13 protein-coding genes are annotated in these 16,022 nt (G+C 48.1%); 8 read left to right on the top strand and 5 right to left on the bottom strand.

The genetic code is table 11. The features are described 5' to 3' along the window. Positions 1 to 5: 5 nt before the first annotated feature. Positions 6 to 458 carry an Lrp/AsnC family transcriptional regulator gene (locus tag DB398_RS05405; RefSeq protein ID WP_108423383.1) on the bottom strand — a complete coding sequence of 151 codons (453 nt, stop codon included), beginning with the start codon at positions 456 to 458 and terminating at the stop codon, positions 6 to 8. A gap of 121 nt (positions 459 to 579) precedes the next feature. On the opposite strand from DB398_RS05405, the gene DB398_RS05400 reads away from it, so the two are divergent. Continuing rightward, positions 580 to 981: a hypothetical protein gene (locus tag DB398_RS05400; RefSeq protein WP_108423382.1), complete on the top strand. Its 402-nt coding sequence runs from the start codon at positions 580 to 582 to the stop codon at positions 979 to 981. Between the two features lie 7 nt (positions 982 to 988). On the opposite strand, the gene DB398_RS05395 is transcribed toward DB398_RS05400, so the two are convergent. Continuing rightward, a complete protein-coding gene (locus tag DB398_RS05395) occupies positions 989 to 4,441 on the bottom strand; it encodes a methylmalonyl-CoA mutase family protein (protein ID WP_108423583.1) in 3,453 nt (1,150 codons plus the stop codon). Positions 4,442 to 4,583: 142 nt separating this feature from the next. Here DB398_RS05395 and purU point away from each other — a divergent pair, with 142 nt between their 5' ends. The 6 genes from purU (at position 4,584) to DB398_RS05365 (ending at position 9,442) form a co-directional block, all read left to right on the top strand. After that, on the top strand, positions 4,584 to 5,432 hold the full coding sequence (gene purU / locus DB398_RS05390) for a formyltetrahydrofolate deformylase (protein WP_108423582.1): 849 nt from the start codon (positions 4,584 to 4,586) through the stop codon (positions 5,430 to 5,432). A 104-nt stretch (positions 5,433 to 5,536) separates the two neighbouring features. Beyond that, positions 5,537 to 6,235, top strand: a complete 699-nt coding sequence (locus DB398_RS05385; RefSeq protein WP_108423381.1) for a response regulator transcription factor — start codon at positions 5,537 to 5,539, stop codon at positions 6,233 to 6,235. Beyond that, positions 6,232 to 7,605, top strand: a complete 1,374-nt coding sequence (locus DB398_RS05380; RefSeq protein ID WP_108423380.1) for a sensor histidine kinase — start codon at positions 6,232 to 6,234, stop codon at positions 7,603 to 7,605. The genes DB398_RS05385 and DB398_RS05380 overlap by 4 nt, the downstream gene beginning before the upstream one ends. 97 nt (positions 7,606 to 7,702) lie before the next feature. Beyond that, positions 7,703 to 8,203 carry a hypothetical protein gene (locus DB398_RS05375; protein WP_108423379.1) on the top strand — a complete coding sequence of 167 codons (501 nt, stop codon included), beginning with the start codon at positions 7,703 to 7,705 and terminating at the stop codon, positions 8,201 to 8,203. An 8-nt stretch (positions 8,204 to 8,211) separates the two neighbouring features. After that, entirely contained in the window at positions 8,212 to 8,688 is a 477-nt protein-coding gene (locus DB398_RS05370) for a lipocalin family protein (RefSeq protein ID WP_159076327.1), read from the top strand. Next, positions 8,672 to 9,442: a YoaK family protein gene (locus DB398_RS05365; protein WP_108423377.1), complete on the top strand. Its 771-nt coding sequence runs from the start codon at positions 8,672 to 8,674 to the stop codon at positions 9,440 to 9,442. Before DB398_RS05370 ends, DB398_RS05365 begins: the two co-directional genes overlap by 17 nt. A 10-nt stretch (positions 9,443 to 9,452) precedes the next feature. On the opposite strand, the gene DB398_RS05360 is transcribed toward DB398_RS05365, so the two are convergent. The 3 genes from DB398_RS05360 to DB398_RS05350 all read right to left on the bottom strand — a co-directional run bounded on the left by DB398_RS05360 (position 9,453) and on the right by DB398_RS05350 (position 15,052). After that, a complete protein-coding gene (locus DB398_RS05360) occupies positions 9,453 to 11,516 on the bottom strand; it encodes a TonB-dependent receptor family protein (protein ID WP_108423376.1) in 2,064 nt (687 codons plus the stop codon). 309 nt (positions 11,517 to 11,825) lie between these two features. Then, a complete protein-coding gene (locus tag DB398_RS05355; RefSeq protein ID WP_108423375.1) occupies positions 11,826 to 14,375 on the bottom strand; it encodes an ABC transporter permease in 2,550 nt (849 codons plus the stop codon). Then, a complete protein-coding gene (locus DB398_RS05350; RefSeq protein ID WP_108423374.1) occupies positions 14,372 to 15,052 on the bottom strand; it encodes an ABC transporter ATP-binding protein in 681 nt (226 codons plus the stop codon). The genes DB398_RS05355 and DB398_RS05350 overlap by 4 nt, the downstream gene beginning before the upstream one ends. A gap of 42 nt (positions 15,053 to 15,094) precedes the next feature. Here DB398_RS05350 and DB398_RS05345 point away from each other — a divergent pair, with 42 nt between their 5' ends. Further along, entirely contained in the window at positions 15,095 to 15,790 is a 696-nt protein-coding gene (locus tag DB398_RS05345; RefSeq protein ID WP_108423373.1) for an arylesterase, read from the top strand. Positions 15,791 to 16,022: the final 232 nt, after the last annotated feature.

Here is a 16,022-nt window from a genome sequence, read left to right as displayed (position 1 = left end):
GGAATTTATTTGATGCTTTTCGCATTTTTTATCGGGGCGTCCGAAACCACGTTGGACAGCACAATGTGCGTCCTGCACTCCCCATACACAATGAGCTCGTCTATGAACTTTTCCAAATGGGACTGATCGCGCAGCACCACTTCCATAATGATGTTCTCATTTCCCGTGATCCGATAGCAGTTGATCACCTCTTGAAAGGATTTTACCTTTTCCAGAAAGGGTTTCAACTTGCCCATAAAGGCCCGGAGCATGATGATGGCCGTCAACTGGTGACCGGCCAAGACATAGGAAATATTGGTCTTGTACCCCTCTATGATTCCCAAGTCCTCCATCTTTTTTACCCGCTCGGCCACAGCTGGGGGCGTGAGGCCCACCTTGCGCCCGATATTGGCAAAGGACTCCCTTGCGTTCCGCTGCAAATGGCCCAAGATCTGCCAATTAAGATCATCTATCTTCATACGAAAGAAATTTACCGGATAAATTTTACAATCAAAAGCAAAATAACATTTATACTTTGGTAACAAAAGTAAGAATATTTATTCCGTATGTAATTTTATAGGTGAAAATTGCTTTTGAAAAATGGAGAGAAACTCCCTTGATTCTTTGTCCGTATATCGCCGATCTTTGGCCCTTCGTGAAATGAGCGAGGCCGTAGCGTCCTATTTTTCCTATAACCGGGAAATCCTGTCGTTGCGAAAAATCGATTGCTTCCGCGATGACATTACCCAATCATTGATGACAGATGCCCTCCAGATCACCAAGGAAGTGGAGCAGGCCGCTTTGAGCAACTCCCACTCGGTCCGTATGAGGAGCCTCACCTTTGTCAATATCATGACCCGCAACATCTTGGCCTACTGCAATGGCCTTGAAAGGGACGGTGTGAAGGAAAAAGAATACCTCAACTTGCTCCGAAGGGAAATCAAGACGTTTAGGATTTCCTTCAAAAAATGGAGAAAGTCTTTGATCAACAGGAACGACTGATTCCCTACTACATATTTCTTCTATACTGCCCACCCACTTGGAACAGTGCCTTTGTGATTTGGCCCAATGAACAATGCTTGGCCATGTCCATCAGTTTTTCAAAAATGTTCCCATTGTTGATGGCCACCTGCTGAAGCTCCCTTAATTGGATCTCCGATTCCTCTTGCTTGCGCCCATGAAGGCTTTTCAATGTCTTGATCTGATTTTCCTTCTCGGCCTCAGTGGCACGGATCACCTCGGCCGGTAAAATGGTCGGCGACCCCTTGGAACTCAAAAAGGTATTCACCCCAATGATCGGATAGTCCCCCGAATGCTTCAAGGTTTCGTAATGGAGGCTCTCTTCTTGGATCTTGGAACGTTGGTACATCGTTTCCATGGCTCCCAGTACGCCACCTCGTTCCGTGATGCGGTCAAACTCCATCAAAACAGCCTCTTCCACCAAATCCGTCAACTCTTCGATAATGAAGGATCCTTGGATCGGGTTTTCATTTTTGGCCAGCCCCAGTTCTTTGTTGATGATCAATTGAATGGCCATGGCCCTACGGACAGATTCCTCGGTGGGCGTGGTGATGGCCTCATCGTATGCATTGGTATGCAATGAGTTACAATTGTCATAAATGGCATACAAGGCCTGAAGTGTGGTGCGAATATCGTTAAAATCGATTTCCTGTGCATGCAGGCTTCTTCCCGAAGTCTGGATGTGGTATTTGAGCATCTGTGCCCTTGGGTCGGCCCCATATTTCTCCCTCAACGCCTTTGACCAGATTCTTCGGGCCACGCGTCCGATCACGGCATATTCGGGATCTACCCCATTGGAAAAGAAGAACGAAAGGTTGGGCCCAAATTTATTGATGTCCATCCCTCGGCTCAAATAATACTCCACATAGGTAAAGCCATTAGACAAAGTAAACGCCAATTGGGAAATCGGGTTGGCCCCTGCCTCGGCTATATGGTAGCCCGAAATGGAAACCGAATAAAAATTGCGGACCTGCTGTTCAATAAAATACTGTTGCACATCACCCATCAACCTGAGAGCGAACTCCGTGGAAAAAATACAGGTGTTCTGCGCTTGGTCTTCTTTCAAGATATCGGCCTGCACCGTGCCCCGGACTTGGCTCAAGGTCTTTGCCTTGATTTCCTCGTAAGTCTCTTTTGGAAGCACTTGGTCGCCCGTCACCCCTAAGAGTAGGAGTCCCAAACCATTGTTCCCTTTGGGAAGTTCCCCATAATATTCGGGCTGCTGTGTGCCCTTTTCCTTGAAAATGGCCTTGATTTGGTCTTGGACCTCCTTCTCCAAGCCATTCTCTTTGATATATTTCTCACAGTTTTGGTCGATGGCCGCATTCATGAAAAAGGCCAACAGCATGGGAGCGGGACCATTGATGGTCATGCTCACCGAAGTCATGGGACTGCTCAGGTCAAATCCGGAATATAATTTCTTGGCATCGTCCAAACAGCAGATGGATACGCCAGCATTCCCTATTTTTCCATAAATATCAGGTCGATGGTCAGGGTCGTTCCCGTACAACGTGACCGAATCAAAGGCTGTGGACAATCGCTTGGCGGGCATGTCCATACTCACATAATGAAAGCGACGGTTGGTACGCTCCGGTCCACCCTCTCCGGCGAACATACGCGTGGGGTCCTCCCCTTCCCTTTTGAACGGGTAGAGCCCTGCGGTGTATGGAAATTCCCCGGGCACGTTTTCCTGCAGGAGCCATTGCAATATATCGCCCCACGCTTTGTATTTGGGCAGGGCAACTTTGGGAATCTGGCTGTGCGAAAGGGATTCCGTGTGGGTCTTTATCTTGATTTCCTTGTCCCTGACCTTGAAGGAATAGAATTCAGATCGGTACCGTTCCACTTTTTCCCTCCATTTTAGAATCGCTTCCCAATGGTGGGGGTTCAGGTGCATTTTCACCCTATCAAACTCCTTCACCAACAGGTCCACCAAGGCCCTGGAAACCTCATTGTTGATATGGGACTTGATTTTCGCTTCGTTCAAGCCCGATTTGTCCAAAAACAGTTCCTCCGCTTTTTCCTGTTCCATTTCCAAAGTAGCGGCCAACGTCAGGAAAATGCCATAGAGCTTTTGTGCCACCTTGGCCTCTTCTTTGGCCTTGGCATCATAGTTTCTATTGTTTTCGGCAATTTCTGATAGGTATCGGGTGCGCGATGGTGGAATCACGTAGATCTTTTCCGCCATTTCTCGGGTCACTTCCAAATTTGAAACCAGCGTGGAACTTGCTTTTTCCACCAAAGTGTCCATCACCTTTTTGTAGAGATTGTTCATCCCTGGGTCATTGAACTGGGAGGCAATGGTCCCAAAAACAGGGAGCTTGTCTTCTTTGGCATGCCACAATCCATGGTTGCGGGCATATTGCTTCTTCACATCCCGAAGGGCATCGAGAGCGCCCCTTTTATCAAACTTGTTGATGGCCACCATATCCGCAAAATCCAACATATCAATCTTTTCCAATTGCGTGGCCGCCCCAAATTCAGGCGTCATCACATAGAGCGACACATCGCTGTGTTCCAAAATTTCGGTATCGGATTGGCCTATACCCGAGGTTTCGAGGATGATCAGGTCATAGTTGGCGGCCCTTAGCACCTGAACTGCCTCCGAAACGTGTTTGGACAAAGCCAGATTGGATTGGCGCGTGGCCAGGGAACGCATATAGACCCTATCGCTGTTGATTGCGTTCATGCGGATCCGATCGCCCAAAAGGGCACCTCCCGTTTTTCGTTTCGATGGGTCCACGGAAATGATCCCAATGTGTTTTTCGGGAAAATCCATCAAAAATCGGCGGACCAATTCATCCACCAAACTGGATTTTCCGGCCCCGCCTGTCCCTGTAATTCCCAAAACGGGCACATTGCCCTGTTGCTTTTCCACAATGGGCTGGAACTTTTCAAATTCCTCATGCCGATTTTCGGCCAAGGAAATCAACCTTGCAATCGTATTGATGTCTTTTCTCGTGAGACGTTCCGAAACATCCTCCCCTTTGGGGAGTGTCGGGGTGGGACCATCGCAACGCTCCACCAAATCGTTGATCATGCCTTGAAGCCCCATTTCCCTGCCATCATCGGGGGAATAGATGCGCTCAATCCCATAATCCATCAGCGCTTTGATCTCTTCCGGAAGGATCACTCCACCACCACCTCCAAAAATCTTGATATGGCCCGCACCTCTTTCCTGCAACAGATCAAACATATACCTGAAATATTCATTGTGGCCCCCTTGGTATGAGGTCATGGCAATGGCATTTGCATCCTCCTGGATAGCGCAGTCCACTACTTCGGCCACGCTCCTGTCGTGCCCCAAATGAATCACCTCAACCCCAGTGGCTTGGATGATACGCCTCATGATATTGATGGCCGCATCGTGGCCATCAAAAAGGGAAGCTGCGGTCACGATCCTGATTTTGTTCTTGGGGCTATAGGGCTTGTTTTGTTCCATCTGCAATAAGAGGTCTGATTTTGCCTTGCAATTTACAGAAAATGCAAGTAAAAATTGATTTCGATTGGAATTTTACAAAAAAGACAAAGGGTTTGGGCATCCTTTTTTGAATGCCATAATTTTGAGCCTTCAAAAGCGACACATGAAGCTCACCATATTGATACACTGTCCCGATCAATCGGGGATCATTCGTTCCGTTACTACCTTCGTTCATCAGCAAGGAGGAAACGTTGTCTATCTGGATCAACATGTGGACAAACAGGCCGGGGTGTTTTTTATGCGGTTGCAGAGCGAGTTTGAACGGGAAATGGCACTGGATAGCTTCAAGTCAACATTTGAGGCCGAACTGGCCGATGCCTTTCAGATGGAATGGGACATCTATACCGATGACTATAAGCCCAAGATGGCCATTTTTGTCTCCAAGTACAACCACTGCCTCTATGATTTGCTGAGCCGATACAATTCCGGTGAGCTGAAGGTGGATATTCCTTTTATCTTGAGCAACCACAAGGACCTGGAATATGTGGCCGGGCAGTTCCAGATTCCATTTTTCCATATCCCTGTGGGCAAGGACAACAAGGAAGAGGCCGAAGAAAGGCAATTGGCCCTATTGCGGGAGCATGGGGTAGATTTTATTGTTTTGGCGCGTTACATGCAGATCGTATCACCAAAGGTAATCGATGTGTACCCGCAAAAAATCATCAACATCCACCACTCTTTCTTACCGGCTTTTGTGGGGGCCAAACCTTACCATGCTGCTTTTGAGCGCGGGGTCAAGATCATTGGTGCCACAAGCCATTATGTGACGGCCGATCTGGATGCAGGACCCATCATCGAGCAGGATGTCACCGCGGTCTCCCACTCGCATTCCATACAGGATTTCATTGCCAAGGGAAGGGATTTGGAACGCATTGTACTTTCCCGTGCCGTGCAGCTCCATGTGGGTAGGAAGACGATGGTATACAACAACAAGACCGTTATTTTTTCCTAAGGGATCTTGGGCCTTGCCACATACCGTCCCACCCTCGATTTTAATACCATTTTAACCTCTTTCACTTGGGAGGGCACTATCTTTGTCGGCTTATAGATTGACCCATGAGCACTATTTTATTGATTGAAGATGAACAAAGTGTGGCCGATATCATCAAAAAGGGCTTGGAAGAAGATGGATACACCTTGATCCACAAAAAAGATGGGGACAGTGGTATCGCAACCTTGGAAAAAACACCGATCAGTCTGGTCATTTTGGATATTCTTTTGCCGGGCATAAACGGATTGGTCGTCTGTAAAAAAATCAGGGAGTTGGGGTATGACGAACTTCCCATTCTGATGCTGACCGCACTGGGCAGTGTGGAAAATGTGGTTTTGGGTCTGGACAATGGTGCGGACGATTACCTCACAAAACCCTTCAAACTGATAGAGCTCAAGGCCCGCTTGCGCACCTTGCTCCGTAGGGCCGATGTAATGGACAGTTCCCGGTACAAAAACGGAAACCACTACTCCTTCGGGGACATCCATTTGGACGATTATACAAAAATGGTGACGCGCAATGGCGAGGTCATCAATTTTACCTCAACCGAATACCGTCTGCTGTTGATGTTCATGAAAAATCCCCAGAAGGTACTTTCCAGGACAGACCTGTTGGACGAAGTATGGGGCATCAATTTTGACATCGGGACCAACGTGGTGGATGTCTACGTCAACTACATCCGTAAGAAACTCGAAAAGGACGGGCAAGAACGTGTCATCCAAACCGTGGTGGGAATGGGGTATGCCCTAAAGGAAAACAAATGAAGATACACTACCGCATCATATACCTGCTCATATCAGTATTCTTTCTATATACCCTGCTCTTCTGCGGTTTCATCTATTACTCCATTTCCAATTTTTCCTTTGCCGATTTCTACAAACGACTGGAAATCAGGGCAGCCACTACAGCCAAAATCCAACTGGACAATCCGAACAGTGCCATGATCATCAAGGAAATGAGGCAGGAATATTTGGAGAAACTTCCCAACCAGACAGAATACATCTTCCCGATACAAGGAAAGGAAATTGTGGTGGAAGAGGGCCAAAAAAGATTGCCGGACTCTTTTGTGCAGACCCTTTTGACCGAAGGGACCGGAAGCTATCGTGAAAGGAACATTTTTTATTCGGGGATACGCTATATGACCCGAAAAGGAGGCGAATACATCGTCGTGGTGTCGGCAGACAACTATTTCTATTCGCACCACATGGTCTACCTCCGGAATTTATTGGTGACCTCACTGCTTTATGCTTTGTTATTGATCGTGCTGGTCTCCATGTTGATCACCAGGACCCTGATCCGCCCCGTGCAACAGATCATCAAGGAGGTAGACAAGATCAGTTCGGAAAATCTGCACCTACGCTTGGCCATTCCCAGGACAAAGGATTCCATCCGAAAATTGGCCCTGACTTTCAACGATATGCTGAACCGACTGGAAACCACTTTTGAGACCCAGAAGAATTTTGTCAGCAATGCTTCACACGAACTCAACACCCCTTTGACCAATATTATCGGGGAAGCCGACTATGCCCTTTCCAAGGACAGGGACCATGAACAATACAAAAAATCCCTTGCCGACATTCTTGCCGAAGCGGAAAAATTGGAACTCAAGACCAAAGCGCTCCTCTTGCTGGCGCAGACAGGCTTTGATGGCAAGTCCCAGAAACTGGTGAGGCTGCGCACCGATCAATTGATCCTGGATGTCAAGGAAACCGTGCAAAAACTGAATTCCAAGTTCAAAATAAGTCTGGATTTTAGTCTGCTGCCCGAAGACCATGAAAAACTCAAAGTGAAGGGCAATTTTTACCTGCTCCATTTGGCACTGACCAATATTGTGGTCAACGGATGCAAGTACTCCAACGGGGAAACCGTCTTTATCGCCCTCGGGGCATCGGACACCCATGTGGTCATCATCATACGGGATTCCGGCATCGGCATTCCCCAAAAGGAAATGCCCTATATCTACGACCCTTATTTCAGGGCCTCCAACACTTCCAATTATGCAGGGTATGGCATTGGATTGCCCCTTAGCAAAAACATCATCAAGATGCACAACGGGGACATCTATGTATCTTCCGTGGAGGGCAAAGGAACTTCCGTGAAGATCAATATTCCCATTTGGAGCGGCCCACTCTAATCTCATTTTAATATCTCCCAAGAATTCTAAGGTTTTTCTAATCTGGTTCTAAAATGGGTCTAATGGCCCTGCCGGTACCTTTGGAAAAACTTTAATCATGGAGACAAAAAAGATTCTCATCCCTACCGATTTTTCGGTAAAATCATTGGAACTGGTACGCAAAGCCATTGTTGAAACAGCCGACCAACCCTTGGAAGTGGTACTCCTACATGGCACCATACTTTCCAATTCCATTACTGACCTGCTGTTCTTTTCCAAATCCAAATTGGTGAAGGAGCTACAATCCGAGGAGTTTGTAGAAGCCTGTACCGTTCTGAAGAACAAGTATCCCTCAAAGATCCATTCATTATATGTAGAGGTCATCACCTCCAACAGTCCGGCATACTTCAGAAACTTTGTGGATGCCACACAGATCACTGAAATCTTTGTGCCAGAGGAAGGTGTGCTCAACTTTAAAAATGCCAAAGGCTTCAATACCCTGTCCTTGTTTTCCAAAAGTGGGACCCCCTGCTTTTATTTCAATCAAGAAGAACAAGAACAGACCGAAGCCGTGGGCAAGAAACAATTTGCCAATATATTCCTTTCAGGATTAAAATAACAACACGTATGAGATTAGGTCCCATATATCTTTTTTTCGCCCTTTTGATCGTCGCGAGCGGCTGGCTTCTGTTGGATCAGGAAAGCCCTGAATCCTTGATATTGGGCGAATGGGAAGAAGTCGCCTGGAAATATGAAAAACTGGACCATGGTGATATGATGGGTTTTGATATCGATAAGCTACAAAAGCAGGAGATATGCAAGAACATCATCATCCATGAGGCAGAAACATGGCGTTTCAACCCTGATGGGACCCTCTCCTTTTTGGACGAGAACGAAATCAAGGAAAACCTGAAATGGAACATCAAGGGGCGCGGCCACATTTTGGAACTGCACCATAAGAACAATATCGTCGAGGACTATCAAGTAGTGGAGGTCACTGAGGATGAGCTGGTGGTCCAGTTCAATTCCGATCTACAGGTCCGTGGCATTGTAAAAATGACCTTCAAAAGAATACCAAAAAAACAATATGCTCAGAAAATATAGCAATTATAGAAGTTTTTCAGATAACCTAAAGCTTGGTGCCCTGACCGCATTTTCGGCAGGTATGGTTAACGTCATCTCCGTGATCGTTTTCTTTGCCTTTACCAGTAATGTAACGGGACACTATGCCATATTGGCCCAAGAAATTGCCAAAGGCAACTGGTACCAAGGTGCCATTGTACTCATTTGGATATTCCTCTTCTTTGCGGGCAACTTTACCTCCAACTGTCTCATCATCCACAACAACACGCCCACAGGACGCTACATGGCCCATGCCATTCCCGTGTTCCTCGAAATGGCCTGTTTGATGTTCGTTGGGATCTACCTGCAATATTTCTATACCGAGAGCCTCAAGGAGACCGAGTTTTTGGTGGCTGCCCTATTGTTTGCCATGGGCCTTCAAAATGGGTTGACCGCCAGCATATCCAACTCCAAGGTGAAGACAACCCACCTTACCGGACTGACCACCGACCTTGGGGTGGTGTTCTCCATGTTCACCAAAAAAGAATTCAGGAACGACAAAAAACTGATCCAAAAAACACAACTACTCTTGGGCATCATGTTTTCCTACATGGGCGGGGGAATCGTTTCCGGATTGCTCTACTACAGGGTCGGAAACGCCACTTTTATCGTCATAGGCCTGGTTCTGGGAGTCGTCTTGCTGTATGATTATTCCAAATTGCAGGTCACAAGGTTCGTGCAAAGGAGAAGGTCATCTTTCCAGCGAAGGTATTCCCTATATGACAAAAAGGCCTAGGCATCTTCTTTCAGAACAAATAGGTAAGTCCAAGCCCTCCATAGTAATTTCTTCCATTGGCCGGATAGAAATAACGGGGTTGATTGCCACCAAAGCCCACGGCATTGATCAATACCGATCCCGCATAGTTGGTGTCAAAAACATTATTGATCCCTACATTCAACCTGAGTTTGAAATGGTCGGTCACCTGAATGGCATATTTGGCCGACATATGGATCACCGAATAGGCATCACTGCTCTGGGTGTTGGCATCCGTCAGCGGGATATCGTCCACATATTGATGGGAAATCCCCAACACCACATCCTTGCCATAGGCAATATTCAAGCCTGAACTTATTCGCTGCTTGGGCACACCGGTCAATGGATTGCCACTGTAATCGTTGTCCCCATCCACAAAATCCACAAAACTATGGTCGTTCAAGGTGTAGGCCATAAATGGCGATAGGGTGAACATGGCAGAAAGCGGCACGGAATATTTGGCTTCGAGTTCCAACCCTCTATGTCTCGTTTTTCCTGCATTCCGACCAATATATTGGTCCTCTCCCACCCGTTGGGCCACCAATAGGTCCTTGATATGCATCAAATAGACCGTGGCATTCACCTGCAAGGACTGGTCCAACAACCAAAATTCCCCTCCCAGTTCGTAGCTTACCCCCTTCTCTTGGGAAATATCAGGATTGACGACCCCTTCAGGCGTCAAAGTCTCCTCCAAACCAGGATTGGAAAACCCACGGGCCACACTGGCAAACAGTTGTCCTTCCTGCAATTGGTAGCGAAGCTTCAGGCTCGGGGAAAGTATGGGACTGAAACTGCGCCTTGCCGACCTGTTCCCTTCCCCTGCATTGAACACGTCCCTGAAATCATAAGTGGTCTTATTGAGGTTCATCCCCACTTGGGCGGAAAATTCCTCGGTCAAATCCAGTTCAAAAGTGCCAAAAAGATTGAATTGGCTCCTAAACTCCTTGTTATCGCTCAATCTATTGCCCAAAAGGCTTCCATTCCCATCATTTTCTTCGTACAAATTTTCAAAAGTGCCCCAACTATACTCGTCCTTGTACAGTTCCCCACCCAAGGTGAAGTTTCCTCCAAGGAGAGTTCCCCTGAACACGGAGCGCAGCCCAAATCCGTTCGTGATCTCATCCAGAATGTTGAAGGGGCGTGGTTCGTAGTGGTCCAGATAGGTATGGAATACGCTTGTGCTGTTCCGCAACGAACCTTTGAATCGGTGCGAATATGTAATCCCGGCCAATGTATAGGTGTTGGCCTCATATCCCTTTGCCGCCAACCAATTGGCATCTGCCATGGTAGGGTTTTGCTCAAAATTGGTCTGGTTCAGGGAACTGGGAATCCCTGCCGTATAATCGATCATATTGAACAACAGATCCAGTTTGCCCCTATCTCCCATTTTAAGGGAAGAAGTGAGCAGGAGACCATCCCTTTCAAAAGCATTGTTCTGTCGATAGCCTTCGGTCTCGAGATGGTTGTACACCAAACTGATGTTGAAATCGTTCTCCGAATGCCTAAAGGCCAAATTGTTCTTGAACATTTCATAGGAACCGATGGAGGCAGAATTCGCCAAAAAGGTACTGCCCGCTTCGGGGGCTTTGGTATTCAGGATGATGGCCCCGCCAAGATTGGTCCCCAGAGCGGTCTCTTTCGGGCCTTTGACCACTTCAATGGCCCCCATGTTCTCCAGGTCGTAGGCCTCGATCACCGAAAACCCTGCCCCATTGGTCACGGGAATATTGTTAAAGTACAGGCGCAACTTATCCGTACCATAAGGCGTTCGGGCACCGACCCCACGAATGGTGATGCGATTGGTGTTCAATGCACCGGACAGTAGATACACCCCGGATATTTGGTTGATGGTGGCCGCAATGTCCAATGGCCCGTTGCGTTCCATCTGAGCCGTTACCAAAGTACTGGATGGGGTAATACCCGTGGTTCTCTTCTCGATACCATTCTCAATCAGGACCACTTCGGACAAAGAGGTAATCGAGTCCTTTTTTTGGTCTTGGGCGAAAAAAAACCATGGAACCGCAAGAAAAAAGCACAAAAAGGGGGATATTTTCATGTAGTTGGTTATTGATTTTCAAAAACAAATTCTGCTTTTAAATTCATTGGAGATTTCAGTGGTAAGATGATGTCAGTTCGAGTTTTTTCCAAAGGAAAAAGTATCGAGAACCAGATCTTATCAATGAAATTTGATTCTCGATACACTTTTTTTCGTTACCACTCAAAAAATCACTCGAATTGACAAATTTCAGTCAAATTGCTCTGCAAGTTTTCTCATATCTAGTGATTATTCCTCTACAAAGTTACACGACAATGGCCCAACAACCTATCACAATACCTGTTCCATCCGTTACAAATACATTATCCATTATCCATTATCGCCCTTGCGCAAAACTTCGAGCGGGGTACTACGGATCACCCCAAAACTATTGCTCACGCCCAACACCAATACCAAGAGTACAATGCTTGGAAAAATCACCACAAAGGGCACCCAAGACGGCACAAAAGTGGTGTTGAACAAAAGCCAGGACAGTGCAAGGCTGCCCAACAGGGACAAAAGTACCCCGGAAGCCGCTCCCAAAATCCCCAAAAAGGCATATTCGAAGGCAAACATCCGCAAGATCTGCGCACTTTTTGCTCCCAAGGTCTTCAACAGCGCACTCTGCCGAACGCGTAAGTGCTTGCTGTTATAAATGGCTCCCAAAAGCACGATGACCCCCACAAAAATGCTGAAGAACGACATGAAATTGATGACCCATCCCATTTTGTTCAAGATGTCCTCAATAAGGGTAAGGATGCGTTTGAGGTCCAATATGGATACATTCGGAAATTCTTGCACCAATTGCTGTTGCAAAGTGGCCGAGACCATTTCATTGGGGACCCTGGTGGTAATGACACCGAACTGTGGTGCATTTTCCAATATGCCCTTTGGGAAAACGATGGAAAAATTGGGCTGCAAACGCGTCCAATCCACCTCTCGGATACTCTTCACCTGGGTGTCCATTATCCTTCCCTGCACGTTGAAGGTGACCCCATCACCAATACCCACTCCGGCCCGTTCCGAAAAATCGGCGCTCACGGAAATGGGTACGGCCCCGGTTTCGGGAACGGTGGAAAACCATTCGCCTTCCAACAGGTTTTCAGAACCGATGATGGAGTCGCGATAGGTGACCCTGAACTCATGGCTCAGTATCCACCCGCTCACTTGGGAGGTGGAGTCCTTTCTGATTTCGTCCACGCTGACCCCTTTCAGGGATTCTACCCGCATGGTGACGATGGGAATCCGGTCGATCACGGGCAACTCCTGTTTCTGAATGGTGCCCGATACGGCATCCATCTGTTCGCGTTGCACATCCATCAGGATCATGTTCGCACTATTGGCCTTGTCCTCAATGGACGCTTTTGCCAAGAGCATATCTTTTGTAAAATAGAGGGTGCTCATCAAAAATGTGCCTATACCAATGGTCAATACCAAAGTGAGGGTCTGATTTTGTGGCCCCAACAGATTGCGCAGGCTCTGACGGGCCATAAATCCCCATCCCACCGGAAAAAACCTTCGGATAAGCTTCATCATCCCATAGGTCATTCCCGTGAGGACCAAGAAAACGAGGGCCAATCCACCCACAAATGAAAGGGAATGGAAAATGTCCCCCAGCAGCCACCAGGAAAAACAGAACACAAAAAGAACAATGCCCAAACCGACGCCCCATGATGCTTTTCTGGACCTTGCCCCGCTTTCGTCCACCACACGAAGGGTCTGCAAGGGGGAAACGTAGAGGGTGCGCATCAACGGGTAGAGCGCAAAGAGAATGGACATGGTAAGCCCCAAGGAAAGTCCCAAAAGCACACTTTGGGGCGACATGCCCACTTCAATGTCCAAAGGCAGCATGCCATCGGCCACGATGGGGAAAAGTTGCTGTATGAAATAGGCCAACACTGTTCCGATGGCCCCTCCGATCAATCCCATGGTCCCTACCTGGATAAAAAAGATGAAAAAAGTCTGCCGTTTGGTGGCCCCAAGGCATTTCAAAATGGCAATGGATTTTAGCTTTTCCTTAATATAGATGTTCATGCCGCTTGCAATGCCGACACAGCCCAGCAACAGGGCGATGAACCCTACCAGGTTCAAAAATTTCCCAAAATTGTCGTACCGTCGGCCCATCCGTCGACCCTCCGAGGCATGGGTGTCCAAGTCGGCTTCCTCGGACTCCAAAACGGGTTCCAGGGTCTCTTCGAGCAGGAACATATCCTGGTCCTGTGCGGCCTCGAAGTAGTATTTGTAGTCTATCCTGCTCCCGGTTTGGACAAGCCCGGTCGCATCAATGTATTCCAAAGGAATAATCACGGGCGGTGCTATGGCCCCAAAGACGGAGGTGTTGCCCGGAACCGAGTTCAAGATCCCACCGATGGGCAGGGTCACCTCTCCCAATTTTATACTGTCCCCTTCTTTGAGGTCCAGTTGCAGCATGGTGGTGGCATCCACAAGTGCCTGCCCACTCTTGTATTTTTTTGCAGCGGATGCAGGTTCGGTCTCCAATTCGCCATAGAACGGAAAATCGCCCTCCAGTCCCCTGACTTCCACCAATTTTGTCCCCGTATTTCCCGGAAAGGCGGCCATGGACAGAAAACTGATTTCCCTGGCCCCGGCACCGCCCAACGAATCGATGATGCCCTGCACTTTTTCATTTACCGGCTTATCACTTTCGATAACATAATCTGCTCCGACCAAGGATTTGGATTGTTGGGCAATGCTGTCCCGAAGGGTCTCGCTAAAAGCGTAGATGCTCACCACGGCGGTCACACCCAAAGCAATCGAAAAAATGAAGAGGATCAATTTGCCATAACTCGATTTCCCATCGCGCCAAGCCATCCGCATGAGCCATGACAGGTCTGCTTTTTTCATTTCCATCTTGCTCATAGGGCCATCTGCTCCATACTGCCCGACCTTAGGCGTAAACTTCGGTTGGTCTTTTGGGCCAGTTCCAAATCGTGGGTCACGATCACCAACGCCGTGCCCAACTCTTGGTTGAGCTCGAACAACAACTGTTCTATCTTGGCCCCGGTCTCCCCGTCAAGATTGCCCGTGGGCTCGTCGGCAAAAAGGATGGACGGTCTGTTGGAAAAGGCGCGGGCCAAGGCCACACGCTGTTGCTCCCCTCCCGATAATTGCGAAGGATAGTGGTGGAGCCTATCGCCCAGTCCCACTTTTTCCAGAAGTTCCTTTCCGCGTTCCAACGCCGCCCTGCCGGCCCCTTGCAGTTCCAACGGCACCACCACGTTTTCCAATGCGGTGAGCGTGGGCAACAATTGAAAATCCTGGAACACAAAACCTACGTGCCTGTTTCGGAGCAGGGCGCGCTCGTCCTCGTTCATGGAGGTGAGGTTCTGGCCACACAGCCAAATGTTCCCTGCCTGCGACACATCCAGACCCGCACATAGCCCCAACAAAGTGGTCTTCCCGCTTCCCGAAGGGCCCACAATGGCAAAGGTCTCCCCTTCGGCAATTTCAAAGGAAACCTCCTTCAGCACGGTAAGGTCTTGGTTTCCGCTCCGGTAGGTCTTATTTAGGTTTTCAACTTTTAATATCTTTGACATAACCTGCTTTTGGTTAAAACCTTCAAAATACGAAAATTGCCCATGCCCGTACAAAGCCGACACTCCGCCACGCCGTTAATCTTTTGTTATTTTTTGTGCCTATTGCTCATGGGCTGTGGGGGCAAAACGAAGGAAAAGGAACAGGATGCCGAAGCTGTTGAAACCGAGGAGACCTCTGCGGAATCCAGCGGAAAGAAAATCCTCTTTTTTGGAGATAGCCTCACTGCCGGGTATGGCTTGGAGGTGGCCGATGCCTTTCCGGCCCTCATCCAGAAAAAGGTGGATTCGCTGGGGATGGACTACCACGTAGTGAACGCCGGACTGAGCGGCGAAACGACCGCAAGCGGCAAAAACCGAATGGCATGGGTGCTGGAGGATGGTGTTTCCGTGGTGGTCCTTGAACTGGGGGCCAACGATGGGCTTCGCGGCATTCCTTTGGAAGAGACCCGAAAAAATCTTCAGGCGATGGTGGACATGATACAGGAGAAACTGCCCCAAGCGACCATTGTGCTGGCCGGCATGCAGATTCCTCCCAATATGGGCCCTGAATACACTTCGGGGTTTAGGGATATTTTCCCTGAACTGGCCGAAAAAGAGGACCTTGCCTTGATCCCCTTCCTGCTCGAAGGAGTTGCGGGCATCCCCGAACTGAACCAAGGGGACGGCATCCACCCCACCCAAAAAGGGCAACAACTGGTAGCGGAAAACGTGTGGGAGGTCTTGGCCAAACTGCTCTGAGCCTTTATCTTTTTTGTTGATTTTAAACGGTTGTACGCGATTGCACCCGTTTCCATTGCTTTAATTCCTTGTGTCGTTGGTATTTGGGATTTTTTTCTGATTTTACTGGAGGTGTTTATATAAACATGTTGGGAATAATTTAAACGGAACTTATAAAAATGAAAAAACCCCTCGAAAATTGAGAGGCTTTGTATATCTTTCACTTAATTACGTTTCTAAAAAGAAAGAGGCT

This window comes from Flagellimonas amoyensis (genome assembly GCF_003058265.1).
In the GTDB taxonomy this organism is placed as follows: domain Bacteria; phylum Bacteroidota; class Bacteroidia; order Flavobacteriales; family Flavobacteriaceae; genus Flagellimonas; species Flagellimonas amoyensis.
Note: the sequence above shows the minus strand (reverse complement) of the source record. Positions and strands in the feature narration are given on the sequence as shown.

Excerpts from the sequence above, each read along its gene's own strand:
- DB398_RS05395 (WP_108423583.1), bottom strand. The coding sequence starts at position 4,441 with ATGGAACAAAACAAGCCCTATAGCCCCAAGAACAAAATCAGGATCGTG.
- DB398_RS05400 (WP_108423382.1), top strand. The coding sequence starts at position 580 with ATGGAGAGAAACTCCCTTGATTCTTTGTCCGTATATCGCCGATCTTTG.
- purU (WP_108423582.1), top strand. The coding sequence starts at position 4,584 with ATGAAGCTCACCATATTGATACACTGTCCCGATCAATCGGGGATCATT.
- DB398_RS05405 (WP_108423383.1), bottom strand. The coding sequence starts at position 458 with ATGAAGATAGATGATCTTAATTGGCAGATCTTGGGCCATTTGCAGCGG.
- DB398_RS05360 (WP_108423376.1), bottom strand. The coding sequence starts at position 11,516 with ATGAAAATATCCCCCTTTTTGTGCTTTTTTCTTGCGGTTCCATGGTTT.
- DB398_RS05355 (WP_108423375.1), bottom strand. The coding sequence starts at position 14,375 with ATGAGCAAGATGGAAATGAAAAAAGCAGACCTGTCATGGCTCATGCGG.
- DB398_RS05365 (WP_108423377.1), top strand. The coding sequence starts at position 8,672 with ATGCTCAGAAAATATAGCAATTATAGAAGTTTTTCAGATAACCTAAAG.
- DB398_RS05370 (WP_159076327.1), top strand. The coding sequence starts at position 8,212 with ATGAGATTAGGTCCCATATATCTTTTTTTCGCCCTTTTGATCGTCGCG.
- DB398_RS05375 (WP_108423379.1), top strand. The coding sequence starts at position 7,703 with ATGGAGACAAAAAAGATTCTCATCCCTACCGATTTTTCGGTAAAATCA.
- DB398_RS05350 (WP_108423374.1), bottom strand. The coding sequence starts at position 15,052 with ATGTCAAAGATATTAAAAGTTGAAAACCTAAATAAGACCTACCGGAGC.
- DB398_RS05380 (WP_108423380.1), top strand. The coding sequence starts at position 6,232 with ATGAAGATACACTACCGCATCATATACCTGCTCATATCAGTATTCTTT.
- DB398_RS05345 (WP_108423373.1), top strand. The coding sequence starts at position 15,095 with ATGCCCGTACAAAGCCGACACTCCGCCACGCCGTTAATCTTTTGTTAT.
- DB398_RS05385 (WP_108423381.1), top strand. The coding sequence starts at position 5,537 with ATGAGCACTATTTTATTGATTGAAGATGAACAAAGTGTGGCCGATATC.